27 protein-coding genes are annotated in these 23,761 nt (G+C 45.9%); 10 read left to right on the plus strand and 17 right to left on the minus strand.

Going from position 1 to position 23,761, the window contains the following annotated elements:
- Positions 1-248: 248 nt before the first annotated feature.
- The 6 genes from P2H89_RS11830 to P2H89_RS11855 all read left to right on the plus strand — a co-directional run bounded on the left by P2H89_RS11830 (position 249) and on the right by P2H89_RS11855 (position 6,882).
- Positions 249-1,307: a histidine kinase gene (locus tag P2H89_RS11830; protein ID WP_275826955.1), complete on the plus strand. Its 1,059-nt coding sequence runs from the start codon at positions 249-251 to the stop codon at positions 1,305-1,307.
- Entirely contained in the window at positions 1,304-2,014 is a 711-nt protein-coding gene (locus tag P2H89_RS11835) for a LytTR family DNA-binding domain-containing protein (RefSeq protein ID WP_275826956.1), read from the plus strand. Before P2H89_RS11830 ends, P2H89_RS11835 begins: the two co-directional genes overlap by 4 nt.
- A gap of 27 nt (positions 2,015-2,041) precedes the next feature.
- Positions 2,042-3,811, plus strand: a complete 1,770-nt coding sequence (locus P2H89_RS11840) for a CocE/NonD family hydrolase (protein WP_275826957.1) — start codon at positions 2,042-2,044, stop codon at positions 3,809-3,811.
- Positions 3,812-3,906: 95 nt separating this feature from the next.
- Positions 3,907-4,329, plus strand: coding sequence for a DUF6157 family protein (locus P2H89_RS11845; RefSeq protein WP_275826958.1), 423 nt, complete (start codon positions 3,907-3,909; stop codon positions 4,327-4,329).
- 226 nt (positions 4,330-4,555) lie between these two features.
- Positions 4,556-5,722 (plus strand): helix-turn-helix transcriptional regulator, encoded by a 1,167-nt coding sequence (locus P2H89_RS11850; RefSeq protein ID WP_275826959.1) that lies wholly within the window; start codon positions 4,556-4,558, stop codon positions 5,720-5,722.
- Positions 5,723-6,000: 278 nt separating this feature from the next.
- Positions 6,001-6,882, plus strand: a complete 882-nt coding sequence (locus tag P2H89_RS11855; protein ID WP_275826960.1) for a DMT family transporter — start codon at positions 6,001-6,003, stop codon at positions 6,880-6,882.
- On the opposite strand, the gene P2H89_RS11860 is transcribed toward P2H89_RS11855, so the two are convergent.
- The 10 genes from P2H89_RS11860 to P2H89_RS11905 all read right to left on the minus strand — a co-directional run bounded on the left by P2H89_RS11860 (position 6,844) and on the right by P2H89_RS11905 (position 14,674).
- Positions 6,844-7,785: a hypothetical protein gene (locus P2H89_RS11860; protein ID WP_275826961.1), complete on the minus strand. Its 942-nt coding sequence runs from the start codon at positions 7,783-7,785 to the stop codon at positions 6,844-6,846. The two genes, P2H89_RS11855 and P2H89_RS11860, sit on opposite strands and share 39 nt — an antisense overlap.
- A gap of 589 nt (positions 7,786-8,374) precedes the next feature.
- Entirely contained in the window at positions 8,375-8,911 is a 537-nt protein-coding gene (locus P2H89_RS11865; RefSeq protein WP_275826962.1) for a TlpA disulfide reductase family protein, read from the minus strand.
- Between the two features lie 52 nt (positions 8,912-8,963).
- Positions 8,964-9,548, minus strand: coding sequence for a hypothetical protein (locus tag P2H89_RS11870; protein WP_275826963.1), 585 nt, complete (start codon positions 9,546-9,548; stop codon positions 8,964-8,966).
- A gap of 35 nt (positions 9,549-9,583) precedes the next feature.
- Complete coding sequence (locus P2H89_RS11875; RefSeq protein ID WP_275826964.1) at positions 9,584-10,339, minus strand: hypothetical protein; 756 nt, start codon at positions 10,337-10,339, stop codon at positions 9,584-9,586.
- A gap of 8 nt (positions 10,340-10,347) precedes the next feature.
- Positions 10,348-11,082 (minus strand): hypothetical protein, encoded by a 735-nt coding sequence (locus P2H89_RS11880; protein WP_275826965.1) that lies wholly within the window; start codon positions 11,080-11,082, stop codon positions 10,348-10,350.
- Positions 11,083-11,139: 57 nt separating this feature from the next.
- Positions 11,140-11,580 (minus strand): hypothetical protein, encoded by a 441-nt coding sequence (locus P2H89_RS11885; protein ID WP_275826966.1) that lies wholly within the window; start codon positions 11,578-11,580, stop codon positions 11,140-11,142.
- Between the two features lie 61 nt (positions 11,581-11,641).
- Complete coding sequence (locus tag P2H89_RS11890) at positions 11,642-12,445, minus strand: hypothetical protein (RefSeq protein ID WP_275826967.1); 804 nt, start codon at positions 12,443-12,445, stop codon at positions 11,642-11,644.
- Between the two features lie 84 nt (positions 12,446-12,529).
- Positions 12,530-13,012, minus strand: a complete 483-nt coding sequence (locus tag P2H89_RS11895; protein WP_275826968.1) for a hypothetical protein — start codon at positions 13,010-13,012, stop codon at positions 12,530-12,532.
- A 290-nt stretch (positions 13,013-13,302) separates the two neighbouring features.
- Positions 13,303-14,163 (minus strand): hypothetical protein, encoded by an 861-nt coding sequence (locus P2H89_RS11900; protein WP_275826969.1) that lies wholly within the window; start codon positions 14,161-14,163, stop codon positions 13,303-13,305.
- A gap of 121 nt (positions 14,164-14,284) precedes the next feature.
- The gene (locus tag P2H89_RS11905) at positions 14,285-14,674 is read right to left on the minus strand and encodes a hypothetical protein (protein ID WP_275826970.1); all 390 of its coding nucleotides are present in this window, start codon (positions 14,672-14,674) and stop codon (positions 14,285-14,287) included.
- Between the two features lie 459 nt (positions 14,675-15,133).
- On the opposite strand from P2H89_RS11905, the gene P2H89_RS11910 reads away from it, so the two are divergent.
- Positions 15,134-16,006, plus strand: coding sequence for a DUF4886 domain-containing protein (locus tag P2H89_RS11910; protein WP_275826971.1), 873 nt, complete (start codon positions 15,134-15,136; stop codon positions 16,004-16,006).
- A gap of 7 nt (positions 16,007-16,013) precedes the next feature.
- Entirely contained in the window at positions 16,014-17,324 is a 1,311-nt protein-coding gene (locus tag P2H89_RS11915; RefSeq protein WP_275826972.1) for a PKD domain-containing protein, read from the plus strand.
- Positions 17,325-17,418: 94 nt separating this feature from the next.
- Here the strand turns inward: P2H89_RS11915 and P2H89_RS11920 are convergent, their stop codons facing one another.
- From P2H89_RS11920 to P2H89_RS11945, 6 genes are all read right to left on the minus strand, one after another.
- A complete protein-coding gene (locus P2H89_RS11920; RefSeq protein WP_275826973.1) occupies positions 17,419-18,039 on the minus strand; it encodes a hypothetical protein in 621 nt (206 codons plus the stop codon).
- Between the two features lie 85 nt (positions 18,040-18,124).
- Entirely contained in the window at positions 18,125-18,382 is a 258-nt protein-coding gene (locus P2H89_RS11925) for a helix-turn-helix transcriptional regulator (protein WP_275826974.1), read from the minus strand.
- Between the two features lie 562 nt (positions 18,383-18,944).
- The gene (locus P2H89_RS11930; RefSeq protein WP_275826975.1) at positions 18,945-19,823 is read right to left on the minus strand and encodes a hypothetical protein; all 879 of its coding nucleotides are present in this window, start codon (positions 19,821-19,823) and stop codon (positions 18,945-18,947) included.
- A 23-nt stretch (positions 19,824-19,846) separates the two neighbouring features.
- Positions 19,847-20,068 carry a hypothetical protein gene (locus tag P2H89_RS11935; protein ID WP_275826976.1) on the minus strand — a complete coding sequence of 74 codons (222 nt, stop codon included), beginning with the start codon at positions 20,066-20,068 and terminating at the stop codon, positions 19,847-19,849.
- A 54-nt stretch (positions 20,069-20,122) separates the two neighbouring features.
- Complete coding sequence (locus tag P2H89_RS11940; protein ID WP_275826977.1) at positions 20,123-20,323, minus strand: hypothetical protein; 201 nt, start codon at positions 20,321-20,323, stop codon at positions 20,123-20,125.
- A 255-nt stretch (positions 20,324-20,578) separates the two neighbouring features.
- A complete protein-coding gene (locus P2H89_RS11945; RefSeq protein WP_275826978.1) occupies positions 20,579-21,226 on the minus strand; it encodes a DUF6266 family protein in 648 nt (215 codons plus the stop codon).
- A 491-nt stretch (positions 21,227-21,717) separates the two neighbouring features.
- Between P2H89_RS11945 and P2H89_RS11950 the strand changes: the two genes are divergently transcribed.
- Both P2H89_RS11950 and P2H89_RS11955 read left to right on the plus strand, forming a co-directional pair.
- On the plus strand, positions 21,718-22,296 hold the full coding sequence (locus tag P2H89_RS11950) for a sigma-70 family RNA polymerase sigma factor (RefSeq protein ID WP_275826979.1): 579 nt from the start codon (positions 21,718-21,720) through the stop codon (positions 22,294-22,296).
- 113 nt (positions 22,297-22,409) lie between these two features.
- Positions 22,410-22,766 (plus strand): hypothetical protein, encoded by a 357-nt coding sequence (locus P2H89_RS11955; RefSeq protein WP_275826980.1) that lies wholly within the window; start codon positions 22,410-22,412, stop codon positions 22,764-22,766.
- Between the two features lie 227 nt (positions 22,767-22,993).
- Here the strand turns inward: P2H89_RS11955 and P2H89_RS11960 are convergent, their stop codons facing one another.
- Positions 22,994-23,749 carry an alpha/beta hydrolase gene (locus P2H89_RS11960; RefSeq protein ID WP_275826981.1) on the minus strand — a complete coding sequence of 252 codons (756 nt, stop codon included), beginning with the start codon at positions 23,747-23,749 and terminating at the stop codon, positions 22,994-22,996.
- Positions 23,750-23,761 lie beyond the last annotated feature (12 nt).

The raw sequence follows: 23,761 nt of genomic DNA on the forward strand, positions 1-23,761 counted from the left end.
CCCCATCGTAAATTTACGAACACCCGGAAAAGTTCCTTTTTTACCCGTACGAGACCAGTGCTTCATCCCCAAAAATCCGGCGCGTCAATCAATCCTTTTCACAGCTAAAGCCCGTCAGCACAGCATTACACACGCCGCTTCACTTATACCATCAACGTTCATCCACCCCCTCCTCACGCTCGTGTACTTAGTTTTTATCAAACCATTTCAATTGTTTTGCTTTGTTGTCGTAAACAATCAAACCTATAATGTCTGGAAAAAGTACGCTATCACTCTATTGGAAATGCCAGCTCATCGGCTGGTCGGTAGCTTCCCTTTTCTGGAACTTCATGGGGTATATTTCGCCGGGATTCAGCGCCTCACTGGCGATTATCCACTTCTTCGGCGATCTGCTCATCTACATTCCCGTTACCCACCTCTACCGCAATTACTCGGTTAAGCAGGGATGGCATCGCCTGCCGCCCCGCCCATTGATCATTCGCTTGTTACCAGCGATCCTGATACTCGGTATACTCTTCATGGCACTAACCATTGGCAAGAACTACTTGTTGCGCTATTGGTTCGAGCCGAATTTTTTCGGTACGCTGTCCGACTACTTCCGTCAACAATGGCTTCCCGTATTCGTGGCCGGCACGCGGCTGATGAGCATCTGGCTCCTCGCCTACTATGGTTATCACTATGCCCAGCGGGAGATCAACGCCACCCGTGAAAGCGCCCGGCTTTCCATCATTGCCCGCGACGCCCAACTCAATAACCTGACCGCCCAACTTAACCCGCATTTCTTTTTCAATTCGCTCAATAATATCAAAGCCCAGGTCATCAATAATCCCCAGGGCGCACGACGCGCTATCGACCTGCTCTCGGAAGTTTTGCGCACCGCGCTGTACAACCGCGATACCGCCCTTATTCCCGTACAACAGGAAATGGCACTGGTAGCCGATTACCTCGAACTGGAAAAGATGCGCTTTGAAGAAAGACTACAAGTAAAGATCGAACTGGACGACACCCTGGCTGCCGTCCCTATTTTGCCATTAAGCATCCAAACCCTCGTCGAAAATGCGATCAAACACGGTATTGCACAACGCAAAGCCGGCGGCACCATACGTATTGCCATCACCCGTATCGGTTCACACTTACAGGCCATGGTCGAAAACCCCGGGCAATTGCAACTGCCAGCGCCCCAGGGCCTCGGACTCACAAATCTCCACGAACGCTTACAATTGCAGTTCAACGGGCAGGCTAGTCTGCAGTTGCTTCAAACCACTTCCGGTACCATATTGGCCACCCTTACAATCCCACTGCCATGAGCTATTCCGTACTGATCATCGACGATGAACGACTGGCCCGCGAAGAGATCAGGCAGCACCTGCTACCCTATCCTGCCTTTACAGTGGCCGGAGAAGCAGCCGATGCAGACGAAGCGGAGCAACTCATCGCTCAACTGCATCCGCAGGTGATCTTTCTCGATATTCAGATGCCCGAACGCAGCGGATTCGACCTGCTGGAATCGCTCGACGTAGTACCTGAGGTAGTATTTACCACCGCCTACGATCACTATGCTGTACAGGCTTTCGACACCAATGCCATCGACTACCTGGTAAAACCCATCCGCGAAGAACGATTTGCCCGCGCCATGGAAAGGATACTGGCAGCACTGCAACAGCAACAGCCCTCCGCCACCACGTTTACCCATACCCTTTTCATCAAGGAGGGAGAAAGGTTTCATTTTATTCAAACAAAGGATATCTTTCTTATAGAGTCCACCGGCAATTATGTACGCATCTGGTATGGCCAGCAAAAGGCCTATCTCAAACGCTCGCTGAACCAATTGGAACAATCGCTCGATCCTCAACATTTTTTCCGCACCAGCCGCACCGCCATGATCAATACCCAATACATCAAACAGGTTACGGCACAGGAGGACGGCCGCTTACTCATCAGCCTGCAGGCCGGCCCAACGGTTACCGTATCCAACCGCCAGTCGGCCGTTTTCAGGAACAGGAACAAAACTTAAACGACTCACTTTTTAAATGATCATTTTATGAGAGCAATCATCTCAGGGGCATTGCTATGCCTCTGCTTTATTACGCGTATTATGGCCCAAACGAATGCAGCCAGCCTGCCTTCCCATCCCGGCCCCGGTTATATCGTCAACGACAGTGTGCTTATCAAAACCAGGGATGGCGCCTATATCTCGGCACTGATGGTGCGCAAGGCAGCAATGCAAAAACCCCAGGCAACCATTCTTTACTTTACCATTTATGCCCGCCCCACAGATATTAAAAAGGCCATTGAAGCGGCCGACCGCGGTTATGCAGGCATCGTTGCCTATACCCGTGGTAAACGGTACAGTCCCGAAACCAGGGTGGCGCCCTACGAATACGATGGCCGCGATGCCTACGATGTCATCGACTGGATCGCCCATCAATCCTGGAGCAACCAACAGGTAGGCATGTACGGCGGCAGCTACAGCGGCTTTGCCCAATGGGCGGCCACCAAGCAATTGCATCCTGCGTTGAAGACCATCGTGCCTTCCGCGGCTGTAGCACCCGGGCTCGATGCGCCCATGACCAATAATGTGATCATGACCTTTCCCTTTTCCTGGACTTACTATGTCTCTAATAATAAATGGCTCGATGAAGACGATTACCGCAGCAGGAAGTGGAACGACGTGCAATGGCAGTGGTTCCGGGAAGGCGGCACCTACCGATCGCTCGATACCCTCGCAGGCAGGCCCGGCAACCGTATTTTCCACAGCTGGATCGACCATCCCACCTACGACCGGTACTGGCAAAACATGATCCCCTACCGCAACGAGTTTGCCCATATCAATATTCCGGTGCTCACCACCACCGGGTATTATGACGGCGGACAGATCGGCGCTACCTATTATCTCCGCGAACACCTTCGGTATAACCCGAAGGCCACCCATTATTTATTGATCGGCCCCTATGGGCATTTCGGTTGCCAGGGTTATCCTGACTCCGTATTCAATGGTTATCGCATCGACCCAGCCGCCAATGTTCCCATACATGAGATCATCTATCAATGGTTCGATCATATTCTGAAAGGTGGCCCTAAGCCAGCTATCCTTCAAGACAACATCAACTACCAGGTGATGGGCAGCAACCAGTGGAAACATGTGCCCACCTTATCGGCCATGAGCAATGACAGCCTTACGCTCTACCTGCAACCTGCCAAAGCGGGCAACGAACATGAACTCGCGGCGCGGCGCCCATCGCAACCGGACTACCTGACCCAGCTCATCGACTTCGCCGACCGTACCACGTTCAACAGTTATTATTATATCAACAATCTCCTGTACGACAGTCTGCCCATCAACAACGGGATCGTTTATAAAAGCGCCCCCCTGCAAACGTCATTTGAAATAACGGGCAGGTTTTCCGGACAATTATCGGCCATGATCAACAAGAAAGACATGGACTTCAGCGTCGTATTATTTGAACAGATGAGCGATGGCCGTTATTTCTACCTTACCTATTTTATGGGGAGAGCCAGTTATGCCTATGGCGGAACAAGCCGGCGCTTGCTGAAGCCTGGCCGCAAATCGCCCTTGCCTTTTACGAACACGTATATCACCAGCAGGTTGCTGCACCCCGGCAGCCGGATCGTGGCCATCGTGAACATCAATAAGAGCCCCTTCGAGCAGATCAATTACGGTACCGGCCGGGAGGTAAGCCTCGAATCGATCCGGGACGCCAAAGAACCGTTGGAGATCAGGTGGTACAACGACAGCTATTTGAAGATACCCATCTCCCGGCAGGCGCTTCCGGCTAAAGGTCGGGGTTAGGCAATCATGTGCCACAAAGGCAGTACCGGATACAAGTTGACACCAGCTCGTTGCTAAACGAAAAAAGTGTTAACTTGTATTTTGCCATTGAAACCATGAAAGACAGAGTCCATACCACCAACTACCATAACACCTTTATTGAAATTGCAGACGACTGCCCCGTGAGGATCGGCGAAGTGCCGCCACAGAAAGGGGATAGTAAAACAGTAGCCAATCACCAGTTCGACCTCATTGCCCACAATCCATACAAATACACTTCCGACGATATCCTGTTCCAGGTATACGCCATCAAGAACAATATCGATCGCCTGGAACAACCCGCCGCAAGGGCAGCCTTTTTCTCGAAAGGACAACCCTGCCTGCGCTCTTCTCCGCTCAGCAAACGATATGGCTGGGGCATTCACAGTGATGCAGAAGGTAAAGTAGCGCTGTATGCGGTAGACTCTCCAGAGTACCGGCAAAAGCTGAAAGACAAAACCCTTCAACATGTAAGAGCCATGCGTTCAAAAAAAGCGTAGCTTTCACAATTAAATTACATAGGAGTCCATACATCCAACTCAAAATACATTATCTTAGCTTTAATAGCTACCTCTCCTTACAGATACCTTATCCCTCAGTTTCTAACCCTGTTTAAACATTGACTCTACTGGTTTCGCTTGTATCACCATTTATAACAGACCTCGACTGCCTGAATTTTCGTGTCTTCTTACGAGAGTAATGAACCCGATGCTCCAAAACATGCTTATGCAAGTAATCTACACACCTGCAGCCATATTCTGTTTGATCTCGGTGGTATTGTCTTTGCTTACCGGCGTCGTGCTGGTGGCATTTTCTCCCAACGTAGATAAAAAAGCCAACCGCCTGCTGGGTGCCTCCTTCCTGGCATTTGGTATTACCTTAACGGTCATATACCTGATCTATACAAGGTTAATCCTCTTTTGCCCACATTTCTACCGCATCGGAAATGTGTGTTGGCTCTTATATATTCCACTATCCTACCTATACGTGCGCGCAACAGCAAAAAGGGAATACCTGTCCTGGCGCGACCTTATCCATCTGCTGCCCATGCTCTATTATATGATCGACTATGGTCCGTTCATCTTTCAATCTGCTGCTGCAAAAGTCCCCCTCATCCGGGCAGATCTCGACAACCTTAACCTTGCCAGCAGTTTCCGGCAGGGATGGCTGCTGCCTGCCAATGTACATGTGCCGGTACGCACGGTGATCGCTGCCTTCTACTGGATTCTACAGGTAAGGATATTGAGAGGGATCGATAAGAAAGCGATAAGTCCCAATCCCGTATGGCTTCGCTGGCAATACATTTATACCGCCCTTCAGCTATTATTGTTCTTGCCTGCCCTCATTAGTTTCATCGCCGGGCAATCGCTCGTATGGCCTACTACTATACCACCTGCGCTGGGCGTCTTGCTATCGGCCGTAACACTGTATCTCTATCCACAGATATTGTACGGCATCAAAGGAAACCAATACGAGTCTACCTCATCGCATTCTCCTCCACCTGCACCCAAAACACGTTCCCAACTGGAGGAAGGATTCGTGAAGCAATCCACCCTCGCCCTGGAACGACTGATGGAAGAGAGCAAACCATTTCTCAATAGTCATTATAGTTTGAAGGAACTGGCCGAAGACCTCAATATGCCATCCCACCAGGCATCTGCCTTTATCAACCAGGCTACCGGCAAAAACTTCAACGACTACCTCAACCACCAACGGATACAATATTGTCTTGAATTCATCCGCACCGGAAAAGCCGACAACCTGAACATGAATGGTATATCCCAGCAGTGCGGCTTCAACAACCGCAATACATTCGCCATCGCTTTTAAAAAGGTAACCGGTAAACTACCTTCCGAATACATGACAGGGCTTGAAGGAAGGCCCATGCGATAGACCCTGGGGTCCCCACCTTTTTACCGGAAATAGGCGTATCATTGCAGTCGCAAATAATGTCGATCATGAATCATCGCCTGCAATTATCTACACCTCCGCCTCCGGTTACCGCCACCGCGCAATAACCGGCAGCCTCCTTACAGGTATACTTCACCATTCCTGGAACAGGAACTATTTCGCTTTTGCAGGAAGTCCCGTTACGGGGCTCCGGTTGTTTATTGCCTAATCAGGCAGGCTGTATAGCCTGCTATCAATGATCATTTCTACAACCGGAAACAATGACTAAATATATCATCATGGTATTCGCCGGAGCGAGCAGCTTCGGCATTCTCTCCACCTTCGTGAAGCTGGCTTACCTCGAGGGCTACACGGCAGCAGGTATTTCGGCTACACAAGCCCTCACCGGAATGCTGGTTTTATGGTTATGGGCATGGATAAGGCAACAGCAACAGAAAGACAATTGGAGTTGGTTAACCATTCGTCAAAATGCCTGGCAGGTACTGGCTACGGGGGCAGCTATCGGCCTCACCACCTTCACTTATTATGTATCCGTTCAGTATATCGCCGCTTCGCTGGCGATCATATTGCTCATGCAGTTTACCTGGATGGGCGTTCTATTAGACTGGATCCTGTTTGGTAAAAATCCCGACAGGATGCAAGTGATCACCATTGCCCTGATCATCGGAGTCACAATTCCCGCCAGTGGCATTAACCATGTAAGCCTGGATGCATCCTTTCTTAAAGGAGTGGGTTATGCGCTGTTGTCGGCATTACTGTATGCCTTGTACGTGGTAGCCAATAGCCGTTATGGAAATACACTGCCTGCTGCGCAAAAAAATGCCCTGATCATGACCGGCTCTACGATCGGCATTGTTGTCTTCAACCTGCATGCATTCACTCAGCAAGCTCATTTCAACCTGGGCTTATGGAAGTGGGCATTATTTCTGGCAGTATTTGGCACCATCATACCACCGGTATTATTTGCCAAAGGCATACCGAAGATCGGTGCGGGTTACAGTGCCATCATCATGACAGCAGAGTTGCCTGTTGCTATATGCTGTGCACACCTCCTACTGGGCGAACTGGTGAGCCCTTTACAATGGACAGGCATGACCCTGATGTTATCGGCCATCGTTTGGATGAACCTCCTCCGGGCATAGCCGGTCGATATCGCGCAGCAACACCGAAGCTTTGATCCACTTCACCTGGTACTCGCTGCTATAAAAGAAGAAAAGCCGGTCGGGTGAGAAGTAAGAACAGTATTCGTAAGTAGGCGTATTGACCCTTTTCCCCAGGTTGGCGGCCTGTCGCCAACCTGCTCCTTTCGTGCGTTTGGAGCCATAGAGATCCGCTTCTCCAAAACCATCCTTGCGTTCGGCCCCTGTAAAGACCAGGTATTCCTCGTTAGCGGAAACAGCAGGATCATGTTCGGTAAAGGGCGAATTGATAGCTGGCCCCAGGTTCTCTGGTGTGGTGTACGCGCCATTCACCAGCTTGCTTACATAGATATCACCTTCGCCAATGCCACCGGCCCGGAAGGAGGCGAAATACATATTGCCATTTCCTGCAAAGGAGATATAATATTCGGTGCTGTCGGAATTGACGGCCTGCACATTTTCCGGTTCACTCCATTTCCCGTCGGCGAGGGGGCGCCTGCGCCAGATATCGTAGTTCTGCAGGGAGTCGCCCGCTTGCCGGGGCCGGTTGGATATAAAATAGACGGCGCCATCGGGAGCAAATACCGCATCTGCCTCGGCATAATTCGAATCTGCAAAGGGGGCAGGCACCGGCTGATTCCATTTGCCGTCATGGTAATGCGATACCAGCAAATTCCATTTTCCGATGCGGCGGGTAAAATAAAAGGATTGCAGATCGGGCGCAAAGGCCGCATTGAAGTCGAGCGAGTCGCTGCAAACGATGCCGGGCATAAAAGGAAGGGCTACAGAATCGGGCTGCGGACTTGGGTAAGTGATGGTGGGCGCAGGCGGCATGGGGCTGCACGCTGCCAGCAGGGCCGGCAATAGCAGGCCGTACAGGCGCTTTGGATAAGGCAGGCAGATCATGGCAAGGTGATTTCTATAAAGGTACCTGGAATTGGCCGTTTTCCGGCCTGGCGGGGCTATCGGGGGGCCTACCGAACGCAGCAGATTACCGATGCTGCAAAGAGGAGGTCCGTACAAATGAAAGCCGGGATAGGGCTAAAGCGGCAATGATGCGAAGCGTATTGTTTAGGAGGAGGAACGATCAGGGACAAAAAAAAGCCCCGCTGGTGCGGGGCTTAAAATCTTTTGGACGTGATTCAGATGAACATTAACCATGAAAGATTTTCCGGGATAATTGGATATCGATACTGGAATTTTAAGGGTTGTTAAAAGACATTGTTTCCGGTGGTTCTTTCTGGATTTTTGGACTTAGATGGCTTTTCTTGGATATTTTGGTCTTTCTGGATGTTGGATCTTTCGGAAACCGTATCAGTTATCAACGACATAAAAGTACTCTTAAGATACCTTTAACACAAGAGTGAATATGCTCTATTAATTTGATTCGGAAAATCCACCCCTTATCGTAAATCTACGATCCGCAGGATAAGTTCTTCATCGTCATCTCATTGGTAGGGGTTTCCAGAATGCCTTAACTAGGGGGACGACATGATTAATTCGTTTTGAAAATCTCCCTCAGTTTCGTCTTAACCTGCCCCAATTCGCTTCCACCATTTAATAACACTTTCCCATCCGGATCAACTAAAAAATAATGTGGGAAGCTGGAAACATTGAAGTTAAACGCGGCGCCTTTATTCTCCGTTTTATAATCGGAAAGATTGGTCCAGATAAGTTGATCTTTCAATACTGCGGTTTTCCAATCATCTAAATTATTATCAACCGAGATACTCACGATTTCAAAATTCTGAGCATTATAGTCATTGTAAATTTCTTTTAGTAAAGGATTGTTTTTCCTGCAAGGAGGGCACCAGCTTGCCCAGAAATCAATTAATACGTATTTGTTTCTAAAATCCGACAACTGTACAAATTTCCCTTCAATATCTTTCAATGTAAAGGGGGGCGCCAACATTCCTTCACGCAAAGGAGGATTTAATTCCTTATCAATTTTTGCGATTAAATTTTTCCCTTCTTCACCAGTAATAATTTGAGTCGGAAACAATGACACAAAAGAGGCCTTTAAATCTCTCAAATAGTTCTTGTCATTTTTAAAAAACCCGAGAGCGGGAATAATAACTTGATTCCTACAGTACCAAAAAGCAAAAATAATTTGAAGAATAACCTTTAAAAAACGAAAGCGTACGGTTGTTCATTCTTTTTTGTAAAACTCTGTTAATCAAAAAAAGAGAATCGTTACGAACAACATCACTGCCATGTTTTGACCAAAGATCACTCAAGTCCTTTGCTTCTTCAAATCTGTATAAAAATATTTTCTTATACAAAGTATTTGAATGGGTGTCTAAAACTGAAACTGCATTCAAACAATTTCTATACTCCAACTTTTGTGTTGATCCTTCACCGCTTACACTCAAATGAATGGAGGACTTTTTTTCATTTACAAAAAACACATAAGACCCTATAGACTCGTTTTCATGTACATAATCAATATTAACGGCAACCATTTTCGAAACAAATTTGTCAGCTAGAACTGCCTTACGCACACTTAGAGTATCTGGAAGGAAAATATCTTCATAACCATTATAATATGAAAGCCTTAGTCCCTTCGGATTGACTGTTGAATCACACCAAATGGTTAAATCAAAAACCTTTTGAGAATATGACAAATGACAACAAAATAACAGTATCAATATACTTCTAACGCTCTTCATGTAAGGTGATATTTAGATAACAGCGAGGACCGATTTTACAGACCTTTTTTTGTACGCTCACTTGTCAAAATGTCAACTCCGGTGTACTTAATTCTTCTATAAATATCCTGCCGACAGCCACATGAGCAGTTTGGCTCAAGATGTACTGTCATAATCATTTCTGATCCGTGCAAATTTTTGGCTAAAGAAAATGACCAATTTTCATTTTTATCCTCAAGCAGAATGTTATAATAATTTACCCTTGTAAATTCAATTCCTGCTTTTTGAACTACGACCTTATATGATGTCTGTCTGAATAATGAATCATTGAAATAAAAATATGCAGTATGCCCGTCAAACCTAATAACTTTCCCTGTATCAATGTCTGTAGTCGTTGTTGTTTTTAAAACCATCCCAGTCCAAAAATCATGACTAAATCGCCACTCACCTTTTAAATTACTCTCAAAATATGCTGTATTTGATTTTATTATCCTGTCAAGTTGTGGATTAAAGTATTCATCTGAATATTTTATGGTGTCATAAAGTGACAAACCCCACATTATTTTTGTCGCCTTAAACGAACTATCGGGATTGTTTTCTTCTATTAACGATTTTACTTTGTCTTCAAAAATTCCACAATTGGTGCTGCTGTATATGTAATTGTATTTGCCCAATACTAGACTTTTAAAATCCTTCGTGTTAGGATACGTTTCTTGTCCGTACACACATGAACTTAGACTGAAAAACAATATTAAAGCCTCAAATTTCATAATATCTCTATTAAGTGTCGCACAACGACCAGGGTTTGTCATGATGCATGCTAGATTTTCTTTGCCGTATTCAAGTCATCCGAAAGCCTTAGCAGATTAGCCCTGATAGAAAAATTATTTGAATTAATAGTATTTGAGGCTTTCGTACCATTTGAGTAAAACACGTTAATACTTTCCACATATTTTATCGGTGAAAGATAACCTCTCTTCGGTTGGATCCCAGGAAAGGAAATGGTATCACCTTTTAGTGTTCGAAGGAAAAGCCCTTTTGTTTTTGAATCTTCATTAATTGTAACAATATTTGAAATATCGTTGATGGTAACTTTCCATTTATTTAGATTGACGTCAACTAATTCAGTTTTGTCCCTTTCATTGCCATGCTTTGTAACAAAACCGTAGCTATTAAAAGACATCTCGCTAAAATCTCGGGTCAAAGTTATTTTGACACTATCTAACCCGAAGTTCTTCCCAAAAAGGGTAAAATACTTTTTCGGAAACAACACTTCGTCAGCAAGGCATACATTCGACATTATTTTGCCAGTGAAAAAATAGGAAACGATCGAATCTTTTATCGCCTTCTCAATTTCGGAATCAATTTTTGATACAGAAAGAATACTATCGGTTAGAGCCGCTAATGTCTCTGGATCGTTTTCACATATCAGCGGCACTTCCGATTTAACCAAATGATTCACTGAAACGACTGCTTTTGATTTCCCATCATCGGAAAATAATGTGCACTTTGTTAATGCCATTAAAATGATGATGATAAAAATAGAATGCTTCATAAAATCACGCTTAAAGTTAAAGTATTATCACTGTGGCGGCATCCTGTATCCTAGCTGCTATTCACTTTTTATGATGAATCTTTTTATGCGATAAAAGCGTTCTCCATAGTCGAATTGGATCTCCCCGTCATACTGCTTATTAAATTGTTTTTCAGTCCAGTTATTCCTAAGTAGCAGTGCTTTCTCATTGTCAGTTAGCTCAACTTTATCTATCTCTCTAGACTGGGAAAACCTATAGTACACTGAAATATGGCCGCCTTTGCTTTTTAGCTCAATCATTTCAAAATTCTTTGAAATTCTTTTCAGCGTGTCAGCTTGACAGAGTTCATTAAGTCCAAAGTCTCGTCCATTTGTTAGACTTAAATAGTCATGAATTAAAGTCGAAAGTATTATAATGTCTTTATTGCGTTCTGCTATTGGATTGTTTGTCGTCAGTCTTGAAGTTGTCGAACATCCAATAGCAAAAAATGTGAATACAATTAAGATTTTATGCATCATAGCCAACGAGCAGGGTTTTAAGTAGGTCGAGTACTTATATTTCGTATACAAATAACCGGTGTCACCGTTCCCATACTTTCCTTATGAGTTTTAATAATGGAAACTCTTTCTTTTCAATTGAGCTTTTTAATTCTGAGTCTTCTTGATTGGCTTGTTTAACTTCTTTATCCTTTCTCTTTTCTTCAATTTCATACTCTTTCATTTCTAATTCAAACCGCTCATCCTCGTCGAGTGGTTGTTTTAAATCTGCGCCGCCTTTGTGTGCAAATTGAACGTAGTCTTCAGGTGGTGTCGGTAATTGGTTTTCGCATTCCTTTGAACAAAGGTTTGCCAATAGAGGCAATACGTCTGTACCTACATGTAGAGAAATCCAAAGTTGATTTGTTTGCTCATAAGTCATTGACTTACCACAAACGCTACAGTTCACTGTGTCACCCGAATAACGTACCGGGTTATGATTCAACCGGGGAAATCCCATTCTATTTTTCCAATTGCCATATAAGGCCCTTGTACTCACTCTGCTATTCTTAAGATTTTTGCACTTTGTAATTTCGTAGGGGAACCAATGTAAGTTATATGAAGTGTAAGGGTCAAAATATTCAAGAGCTTCCATCTGCCCAATTTCTGGTGGAATACGTTTCAGCTTACTACCATATAGCCAGACTTTTTTGACTTTCTTAAGCTTTGATATTGTCTCAGGCAAAGTATGTATTTGAGCAAATAATTCCTGTCCAAGCTCCTCTACTGGAGAAAATTCTTCTCTGTTTTCTGCTTCAATCTTGTCGACATAATCACAGAGCCTTTTCCAGGCAACAGAATCTCTGTCTTGCACATCATTCACAACTCTAGATATTCTGTTATTCATTGTCTGTTAGATTTCAGTGTCTGTCGTTGATTGCCACTAATGTTAGCGGGCCTTTTGTTCGGGCGGATTTTATTCGGTCAGCTATTATTCATCGTCCATTCTGAATATTCGTGAATAGTCGCCATACTCTGTATTCCTTAAATTATCTTCAATTACTTTTTTTGCCATTTCAAAGTCCACCACAAGACAACCTGCCTCCATAGTACCACTTCCTATGCTTCCACCATCAACGTGTCCAAGTCCTGTCCAACCTAAAAGCTCGTTCAAATGTTCTTCAAGTCTGTGACGCTTGTCAAGGTCTTGGTCTGTCCCAAAACCATCAATTTTATACTCAACTTCCAGGGAAGCCATGTTACCTTCGTCAAAGGCGGCATAGCCTTCTTTTATTTTCTTTTCAATTTCTTCCTGAATAATCTTGCGAAAATTTGAAAAAAGCCCACCCTTAACTTCTTTACTTTGTCCTCGTTGTCCTACAATGCCCCAATGAACAATCGCAGTTTTTTCATCTTTATCCCAAGTCTCCCAATAGTAAAGCTGGTTGTCAACCTTTTTATAGAGTTTTATCATACTACTTGTAGTTTCTGTTGTAGTCCTATTGCCTGCTGAACAAGCGAAAAAAGTGACCGTTAAAATTGTCAATAGGTAAGTTATCAAATTCATGGATATCGTCTTTTGAGCGGCTGCAGATCGTCCAAGGCTTCTGCTGTGCCGATATTCTGTGATCTGCCAGCACGGTCTGATGCCGAGCAAGTTTAACGTAGTTGAGTTTTCCTAATTGCATGAATTTATGCAAACAGCCTTAAACAAATCGAACATGCGCGCAGGATGATCGGCAACTGTATTCAGCCAGCATTGTGTCATTTTGTTTTACTATCAAATCCATTTATTATTGCTTTTTTCTCTGAGTCTGTCAAAGTTCTCCCGTTGATTTCTTCCCACAGTTTTGCTGCATTTTCTGATGAATTAATTCCAATCACCTTAACTTTCTTACCCCACAGATAAATCGCAAAGTCCTTTTTGTTGTAAGCAACTCCGTCATAAAGGAATAATGTTTGAGTTTCCTTTTCTAATAATTTGTTGAAGTCAAGTTTACCTCCGACGGTCTCCTTTTTTATATATTCAATCGGGTCTTTGATTTTTTCTTCAGGAGCCGCCAGTTGTTTAGCGATTTCAATTACCTCTGCTTTGAGCTTGTCGTAAGGTTGAATTCTATAAACAATTCCATTGAACAGAAGTCCTTTTCCGCTGTTTGCCAAATCAATAATTTTAGCGGAAGTATCTACATTAAGTTTCACAAGTTCGTCTGCACGCTTTTCACTTACCTCTCCCCAAACATTACAAGGAACCTGCATACTTTTCCCATTGTTCGGGTTTACAATTTTGTAAGTAAGACTCGTCTTTGAGCCGTCATTCTTCTGCATTACCATTATCATAAGCATCACGCTTTGTCCTTGATGAATAATGAAAAAGTTGGAAGGAAGGTCACGGGCAAATTTCAGATAGTCGGTTAATGTCGGCTTGTCAATAACATATACAGATGAACCCTTGTTTGAAATATTGTTGTCGACGGTGTAATAACTTGAAGTCAACTCAAATCCGTCAAGTTTCTCTTCGCTAATTAGTTCACTGTTGAATACTGGATTTCCATGTTTGTCAACCTGTCCAAACACATTTACCTGCGCAATAACTGTTAGAAAGATTAGTACTATTTTTTTCATGTCTGTCTTTTAACTAGCGGGGGGGGGTATTCTAATGCTGAAACTGACGTTAAGTGGCGAATAGGGCGATCAGAATCTATATTATAGCCGCCATATCTCCAAACCGATGCAGAATGCAGGCCTATTCAAGCTTAAGCAGCCTCCCGTACCATTTATCACCTCCTATTTCGGCTGAATAATGAATAATATCCCCCTCAATTCTAAGGATGGTCACCAACATCACGGCACCAGGTTTGAATGGAAAATCAGGAATTGTATTTGAAAGCATCTTCATTTCATACTGGCAGTCACTAATCCACTTAACTTTCGATTTTATGTGGTATTTGCCGTCTCGATGATACTCAGTGTGATTTTCCTTCTTTATTCTGAAAAATGCCGTTGTATCCGGAATGTCCAGGTATCTAAAAGTACCCGTTTTAACAATTGAGCAGTTCACTTTTTCTCTATCGCCTTGGGCTATAGCATAAAATACGACTAATTGTAGGATGAAGAAGAGGAAAATTCGCTTCATGATAACGTTTTAAGGGTTACATACAAAGCTCAGGGCTTGGTACCAGGGCAATATTCCGTGATCAGCCTGAACTGGTACTGAGTAAATATATGTTGTTGATATTATATTCTGTTGCTTGGCGGTATTCGTCAGCCGGAACTGCAGCTGAGCAGCGAACGGAACGACGAGTACCTCCACACAAACACAGCTTCGCCACCTCAGTCACATACCGAGACCAACCAAATGCGCTCAACCACTCTCCTTTCCGGTTGAAATTCAACTCGGCAGCATCAAACCCGATTTTACAGAAAATAAATGAAATAAATGGCGTGAATAGCCGAAATCTTTTGTAAAATAGTGCCCCCTCCTAACATCTGTTTTTATAATACGAAGCTCCCTGCTTACCTCATTTTAATCTCGAAAATGCAACGGCCGCCCTGATTGACCTGTCAATCCAGCGATCCTCACAACTGTATAGCCATGCAACTTCATTACCGCGACAGGTTCACTGGTGCCGGAAAGAAGCATCCATTACAATTCAGACAGTCCAAAACTTCACTGGCATGCCTGCTGTTGATGCTGTTGGCAGGTAGCCTTAGCGCACAAGGCAAAAAGGCGCGTGTATTGTTTATTGGCAATAGCTACACCTACGTCAACGATCTGCCTGGCATCGTAGCCAACATGGCGCGATCAACGGGCGACACCCTGGAATACGACATCAGTGCGCCGGGCGGCCATACCTATGCACAGCATGTGGGGCCCGCCAATAGTAATACGGAGACTATGTCCAAATTGCGTACCGGCGGGTGGGACTATGTCGTACTGCAGGAGCAAAGCCTATTCTGCGCTAAGCTGCCCGAAAATTATTACCCCAGCTCGTTCGTATATGCCCGGTACCTGATAGATACCGTGAGGCGCTACAGCCCCCGGGCAGCAGTGATATTCTATATGACCTGGGGCCGAAAAAACGGGCTGCCGCCCAATGAGTGCGTCTACTTCTTCCCACCGTATACCTGTGCCTATAGCAGCATGGATAGCCTGATACGATCCCGGTACATGGAACTGGCCAGGTTCACCAACTCAATGGTATCGCCGGTAAGCGCAGTATGGCGCTATATCAGGAGTCATCATCCTGCCATCGAGCTGTACGATACCGACGAAAGCCATCCCTCACCTGCAGGTTCTTATGCAGGGGCCTGTAGTTTCTACACCGCCATCTTCGGAAGATCCCCTGAACGGGTCAGCTACAATTTTTCACTCCCGGCACCTGAAGCGGCCACTATCCGGCAGGCAGCGCGCCGGGTAGTGTACGATAGTCTGCCAACCTGGAACATTAAAAAGCGGGATAAATAGCCTTTCTATGAAGAATCTATACATACGGAGGAAAATAGCGGGCGTTATATTCAGTTTGTTGGCCATTCAAGGTTCCCATGCTCAACCCCAAAAGGTACGGGTGCTTTTTATCGGGGATACCTATTCAGCCAGCAATGAGCTGCCGAAGATCGTAGCTGGAATGGCAGCATCCGTGGGCGACACCCTGGAGTACCGGATCACTGCGCCGGCCAACCATAGCATCCGCACACATGTAAGGCCCTATGCATTATCACCCTCTACCGCCCTATACCGGTTGCGCACGGAGCGTTGGGACTATGTGATACTGCAGGAAAGAAGCGTCACCGGAGCGGAGGTTGAATATTACGACTACCAGGAATACTACTTTACCTCGTTTGCCTTTGTGAAACATATGGCCGACACGGTGCGGCGGTATAATCCCTGTGCCCGGATACTGTTTTACCAGAACTGGGGTTGGAAGAACGGCGTGGAAGAGCGCTGCCGCCTTGATCCACGCTGGCCGCATTACTGTAGCTATCTCGCCATGGATAGCCTGATACGACTGCGCACTTTGGATCAGGCACGTTTCAACCGGGCGGCGGTGGCTCCCGGTGGCGCTGTCTGTCGATACTTACGGGCTGCCCATCCAGCCATCGAACTGTATCAAGCCGACGGGTTCAATCCAAGCCTGGCGGGGTCTTATGCGGGAGCCTGCAGCATTTATACCGCTATTTTTAAGAAGAAAGTCGATGGCATTCAGTTCAACGCTTCCCTTCCTGCACCCATAGCCCTCACCATCAGGGCGGCTTCGGATAAGGTAGTGTACGATAGCATACGGTATTGGCGTATCGGCCAGGATGAATTGAAGGCCGGTTTCAGCTATCAACCGCTGCGGATACAGATGTTCAGGTTTCAAAACCAGTCCGTCAACGGTCAACAATACAAGTGGGATTTTGGCGATGGAGAATCTTCTACCGCAATTGACCCTGTCCATACCTATCGGAAGGCTGGCAACTACACCGTACGGTTAATTGCAATGGGTACATCCTGCAGCGACACTTTTTATGCACCTATCAGTGTGCCGGATGATCCGGATGCAGGATCCTTCATCGTGGCGCCCAATCCCGTAACCAACCAATTGTACATTACATCTAGTTTGTTTGGCCGGGATGTATATCTGTTCGAACTGTACAATTCCCAGGGACAGGTAGTGCGAAAGCAACAAGCCACCGACGCACCAATACAACTGCTGGCTGTAACCGGGCTTGCCAAGGGGGTATATATCCTGGTCATTAGCAGCGGTCGGCGCATCTATCAGAGAAAGGTTGTTGTACAGTAAAGGTAAATCCTCATATTGGCTGCTATTTTTCTCTCTCCCTAAACAATGCCTTTTTAAACAGTAGAAGCCATTCCAGTTACACGTGCGCAGGGCTTCAAAACGGATAATGTTTCAGATACTCAACTTTCGGATTCATTTTCACCCAATCGCCTATAGAAACCCAGTCGTTATTCTCTGTTAATGGCATAATTGGATATTCCAAATCATCTAGTGCATAATCCTGTTCTTCAACACTTGCGGGAAATGCAAAACTCTCTATAAAGTTCCTGTCCATTTTGGAAATCAAGTCATCAAACTGCGCCTTGTGAAACTTCTTATAGTTGCTTAGTAAAAAGTCTGCTACCATTTTAAAGACAACCGTAGCATATTCATAAGGAGCTATAGTCTGATCGATATCATCTGCAATAACGGTCATAGTTGCCCATTTCTCTACTCTGTTAAATGTTCGAAAGCCTTTTTGCGAAAAATACAATCTTGTTTCGTTCGCGAATGGACTCGTATAAGGAAATGGAAATTTTCGATTCCTGGGAATTAGATGAGAAAAAGAAAAAGTAAACTCATAGGTATATTGATCGCTTTGTAGTATTTTATTTGGCTTCAGCAAATTCACATTAATTAAGTCAAAAACATAGTCGCTCACATGGTGAGAGATTCGAGGCCTTGCCAAAAGGCTTTTATAGTCCGGATCAAAGCTTCGCTTTATTACAAATGACATAAATATGAGCGGTTTTTATCTATTCATCAGGCTATTCAACTCATTTATTGCCTTGGCAACCAGAAACATGTCTCCGCCGGATTGTTCACTTTTTCTTATCCAGCTTAAACAAGGGCGAATCAAAAAACTCTTTTAGGCTGATGCCCAAGTGGATGCAGTAATTGCGCACCACATACATGGAGGCTCCCCCACCCGTTTCGTATCGGCTTACCGCCTGTGAGTCAACCCCCAGTTCATACGAGAATTGGGTTTGATCCAGGCCAGCTTTTTCCCGCACTTCCCGTAAACGTTGAGCAATGAGGTCGCGGAAATCAATTTCCTCTTTGGTTAGTTTATTTGCCATCGGGCAATATGACACCGTGCGGAAAAAATATCTCCAACAATAATGTTGGACTTCAACTTTATCCCCTTATCTTTACGTCTCCAACCAATCACAGGCACACCTCACAAGTATTGCCCGCGAATCTAACTAGTGATAAAGTCGCACGTGCAAGTAAGTGCTCAGTCTCTATATACCCATATGGAGTTGGACTTGTTGCTGACCTTTGTGTCCCGTAAACGATTCCTGCAAGCTTCAAATATCAAAACGCTTTTGTTTCCCTACTGTGGCGACTCTCATATAGTCACAGCCTCCTGGTTAGTAGCAGCCTGGCAACCGATATCATTGCCCGGCACTGTAGGGGGATTACACCTAACGATCACCGCAGGCCGGGCCCCTGGTTGAAGACGGAGGATCACGCACTCTATGGTTAGATGTGCGTTGAACTTACCGTATGCCAGTACGAAGCCTGCGGCTCGTTTTTTTGATCAGTTTCCCAGGTATTAGGTCACAAAGGCTTTTATATACCCAAACCCTGTTACTGGAAGGTTAATGGTAAGTAGCCCGGCTCCGCAAGGTGTCGGGTTTACTTTTTTCTACTCCTCAATACCTCGTCGATCAGCTCATCCCCAATAAACAAGGCATCGAAGTAATAAACATAGTAGTAATCGACCGCCGGGTCGGGGCAGCGCAAGTGCAAGGCATTTGCCGCCTCCTCATTAAACATGGCCTGCAGCATAAAGGGCGTATAAGGCTTTATCTCTTTCCCTACATACTGTTGCTCCGCTTTGTCGAGCGCATCGGCAGCACGCTCAAGCTTTTTGAGGGCTTTGCCGGAGTTAAATGCCTTATAGTGTGCTTTAAATAAAGTCCTGTAATCCGGATAGGGCGTTTGGTCAATTTTGATGAGATCACTATAATGTTCCGCAGCCTCCGCAAACAACCTGGCATCGTCTTCACTTCCCTTCGTTTCGCCCAACGTAAACCAGATCATAAGTGCAGTATACAATTCCAGTGCCCCTTTCCAAATTAAGGGCTGCTTCGGATCATCGGGAATCTCTACGAACGCGTTGGGTGGCTGCAGCGGGCGGAGGGTTTGCGGCGATATCCCCGTTGCATGCAGGAAGTTCAGCACATCGATCAATCGCTCGTGCTCCGCCTTTGATGGCGACGGTGATATGCCGGCAGTAGTCAACATATCGATAATCTCCAGGTCCTGCTTTAGCCGGTGTACTTCGGATGCCCCGAATTCTTCCGGATCGAGCTGGTCTTCCAAGGCCAGCCGCATGGACCTGAAATCCTTATAAGGCGATTTATCGAGTACCACCTTTTTTAACATGGCGGTGCCCAGTTCATCGATATTATCATGAATTTGTCCAAACAACATAACAGTCGTTAAGAAACCTGCTGGTTGACCGAGCCAAACGATGGCGTTGCCTCTTTGATCTTCTTTATTAGGGTGCATACAATAAGTTTTAAGTTGACTAATTAGGATTGTTTGCGCGGAGCTTGTTGCACCGCCTGCAATAATTTAAGAACTGTTTCTTCCGGCATCCGGCATTCCTGGCAAAAATCGGACAGCGATATCCAACGCTGTCGTGGCAATTCTTTCTGCGCCCATATTTCGGTGATGAATTTCCTGGCTTTGTTGATACCCCAACCGGTAAGTGCGGTTACATCGCTGCGATAAAGCAGAATTGGTTCGATCATAAAGGCAGATTTTAATTGACTGCCGGGCCGGCCATCCGGTATCCCGGCAGTGGGTTAGTGTTTTTTGGATGCCCTGCTCTTGTGCCATTTTACAAGCTGGCTCATCGCCAGGGATATCGTAAAGCTTACGGAAGTACCGATGGCAGCCATGATGGCGGTTTTCAGCAGATCTCCCGGATGGATATTCATAACTGTCGAAAAAATGGCGCCGCCGGTAGTGCCGGCCTTCAGGGAAAAATGATCATGATGGTTCATAAATGATCTTTTTAGTGAAGAATTAATTGTAGAACCTGCATGATAATAATGCGCTGGTGGCGCGTTGATACAAGGCCAACTCGCATCAACATAATATAGCTGATACATAGCGTGTATTTGATGGGTTTATCAACCCGGCCAAAAAGGAAAATGATTGAGAAGAGAATTGAAGAAGAGAAGAACGATCTGAGGCAAAGATGGATAAAATTATTGTGTGCACCCAATAATTTCATCTTTTTTAACAATTGCGAAGCATTACTCGGAAAGCACGGTTACCTGTCCGGTATAGATACTGTCGGATATATCCTTGATATCGGCCGACGTAAACGTGATCCAGGTATGAACCACTTTGCCCGCAAACCCTGCCAGCTGTATCGAATCGGTGAGGGCGCTACGGAGCGCACCTTTTTTGTACACCGCACGGTTAAGCTCAGGGCAGTAGGCTACTACCAATACCTGGTCGTTGGGCGACTCTTTGCCAATGCCGGCTCCTGCGTTGACCCAATTGAATTGCACCGAGCCTCCCGCTGCGGCTATGGCGGTTGCCGATAACGCATTGGGCAAGCTGCCCCGGCTTATGTATACCAGGCTGTACAGGATAGTATAGCTGGGATAACTACCGGTAATGGTGCCCTTGAGTACATTGGATAAACCTGAGTTGACGCCGCTCATCTTGTTCGCGTACTTGTTGTAGGTGATCATAAAAAGATCTGCCATACTTCGGATGAACCTGACGCCGAGAGCAAAGCGCGCTTGTTGCTCCAGTTGCGCCTGACTGGGTGTTCTTCCCTTTTTGAAAGTGGGCAGGCTGCGCATGTAGTCGATGCCGTTCCAGCTGCCGCCGATTACGGTGCCTACGGTTCCGGAGAATCCGCCGAGCACCCCTTTTCTAATTCGTCCCATGATTTGTAAGTTTTAACTTTAAGAAAATTGTTTGTTGGCAACAGTAGCGGTTAACCGGTGTGGCTGCTGTTGTTCCATTCGAAGATACGGTGGCGCAAAGGCGATTTCCAACACCCCCGTGGCGAACCGTGGCTTTCCGTGGCATATAGTGGCTTTCCGTGGCATATAGTGGCTTTTTTAGCTTTCTTTAACAGCAACCAATACCTGCCTGCAGGTGTGCTTATGAGCGGATTAATTATTGCTTTGTTCGGTACTTGTTCGGTAATTGTTCGGTATTTGCTTAGGAAACCTTCGCAAAATAGCGAAGGAGGTACGAATGATTCTCGAACAAATACCGAACAAGACATAGCGTTTGTATAGCCGAGGCAATACCCGGATACGGTCAAGCGCCTGCGTACTTATACGCATTCGCAACACTTTTCAGTTTTTCCAAAATCTATCACCAAGCCCTGTCCGTAGGTTACCGCTGGTATTGAACAGCCATCCATTTTATGATTAACCGTCACTACAAACTCCGGCCTAACGAAGAGGCATTTCAACAGTATTACCGCGACTTCAGACACGTTTTCTACAAATACACTTACCAACTCATTCTTGAAGCAGAAGTAGCCAAAGACATTGTAAGCGATGCCTTTAGCAAGTGCTGGGAGCGCACCGAAAAATACAATACCCAGCCGAAAATGAACGCGTTCATGTACACGGCTTGCCGCAACAGTGCGTACAATTTCGTGAAATACGGTAGCGGGTACAGGCACAAAAACGAAATTCCTATGGAAGATCTGGAGTCACTGGTACGTGACCAGGAGCTTAAAGACCAGGCGCTTAAGGACCTGATCATCAAAGAACACATCGAAGAAGTACGAAGAGCCATGAAGCATCTTTCGCCGCAGGAGCAGTCGGTGATCGATATGTTTTATTTCCAGGACATGAAGATCTATGAGATTGCTGATGCACTGTCGCTTAATGATCCGCAGGTTCGGGTAGTAAAACACAATGCACTGGTGAAGCTGAAGAAGTTGTGCAAGTGCGATCTGGTGTTTGCATTGGCCGGTCTGCTTTTACTGATATGAGCCGTAGCAAGGTTTTTTAGAAAAAATATCGAAGCGGGCATTAACGTTTGGCTCGCCAACTTGTTTAAGTAAGTAAGAAGAGAACAGCGATCACAAACATCAAATTCAAAAAAATGAGACTGTCTGTACATGATGCAACCGCCATGCGGCAGCTGATCTACAAGTTGGCCGATGGCGAGTGCACACCCCAGGAAAAAAGCCTCCTGCAGGAGTTCATGAGCAGGTCACCCTCCAATGAGGAATTGGTTGACCTCCTGACCACCGAAGAAGGAACTGCAAAACTATTGCGCGAGCAGGCCGAAAGTGAAAAGATATGGGCGGGGCATCATTTGAAGCTGCGCCGCCGCAGACGCAAACGGCGCAAGATGATGCCATTCGGCATGCAGCTGGATATGGTAACCCTTATAGCCTTACTCCTCCTCGTAGGCGCGACTGTTTTTATGGTGTATATGTATCTTGGGAAGATTTAACTCCAGCGGATGAGAGACGATTTCGAGGCTTGTGGCGAGCCCTTCCCTGTCTGAGCGTGGTGAGTAGATCAAATCAAAAAGCCACCCCAACGGGTGGCCCAACGACCTACACCTAATCCTCAACATCCGCGTATACCATCCGGGCGATGACGAAATAAATGATCAAGGCAGGTATGGAAACCCCATTCTACTAATCTTATTGGACCTTGGTCTCACTCCTATTGTTATTACAGCTTTGCTGCAGCGCTAATGATAAAATCCGCTACTTTATTGGGCTGTGATACCATGGGAACATGGCCTGACTCAAGTTCAATCGTAGTCGCCTTGATCAGCTTTGCCTTAAATCTTTCCAGGTCAGGGTTGATCACGCCATCCTGTGCTGCGACGATATACCACGAAGGTTTGGTTTTCCACGCGGGGCTGTTTACTTTCTCTTCAACGGCTCGCCCAGCCAGCGGCACTTGCGTAGCATATATTACGCCCTGCTCTGCAGGTGATGCATCGGGTACGAAATGCTCCCTCACCGCTTTCGCGGACAGGACCACAAAGCCCTCAGGGCTAATCTGGAATTCCTTTTCGACGCCCGTTGTAGGCATTGCCGCATTAACGTCATTAGCATTTTGTCCATCTTCAGGCACCAGGGCTGCAACGTAGAGCAATCCCGCCACCTTTGGATCATTTCCCGCTTCAGAAATCACCATCCCGCCATAGGAATGTGCGGCCAGGAGCACAGGACCGTCCATTCGAGCGATTGCCCGCCTGGCCGCAGTTACATCGTCAGCCAATGACGTGAGCGGGTTTTGAACGGCAACGACATTCAATCCCTTTGCCTGCAACAAGGGAATAACTTTTGCCCAGCTCGATCCATCGGCAAAAGCACCATGCACCAAAACAACATTTGTTACCCCTTTAATGCCAGCAGGTGGTTTTACACCTTGTGACGCTATAGACACGGCCGATTCGGCTTGTTTAACAGTAGACATACATTTAATTTT

Source organism: Paraflavitalea sp. CAU 1676 (assembly GCF_029223285.1).
GTDB lineage: Bacteria > Bacteroidota > Bacteroidia > Chitinophagales > Chitinophagaceae > Paraflavitalea.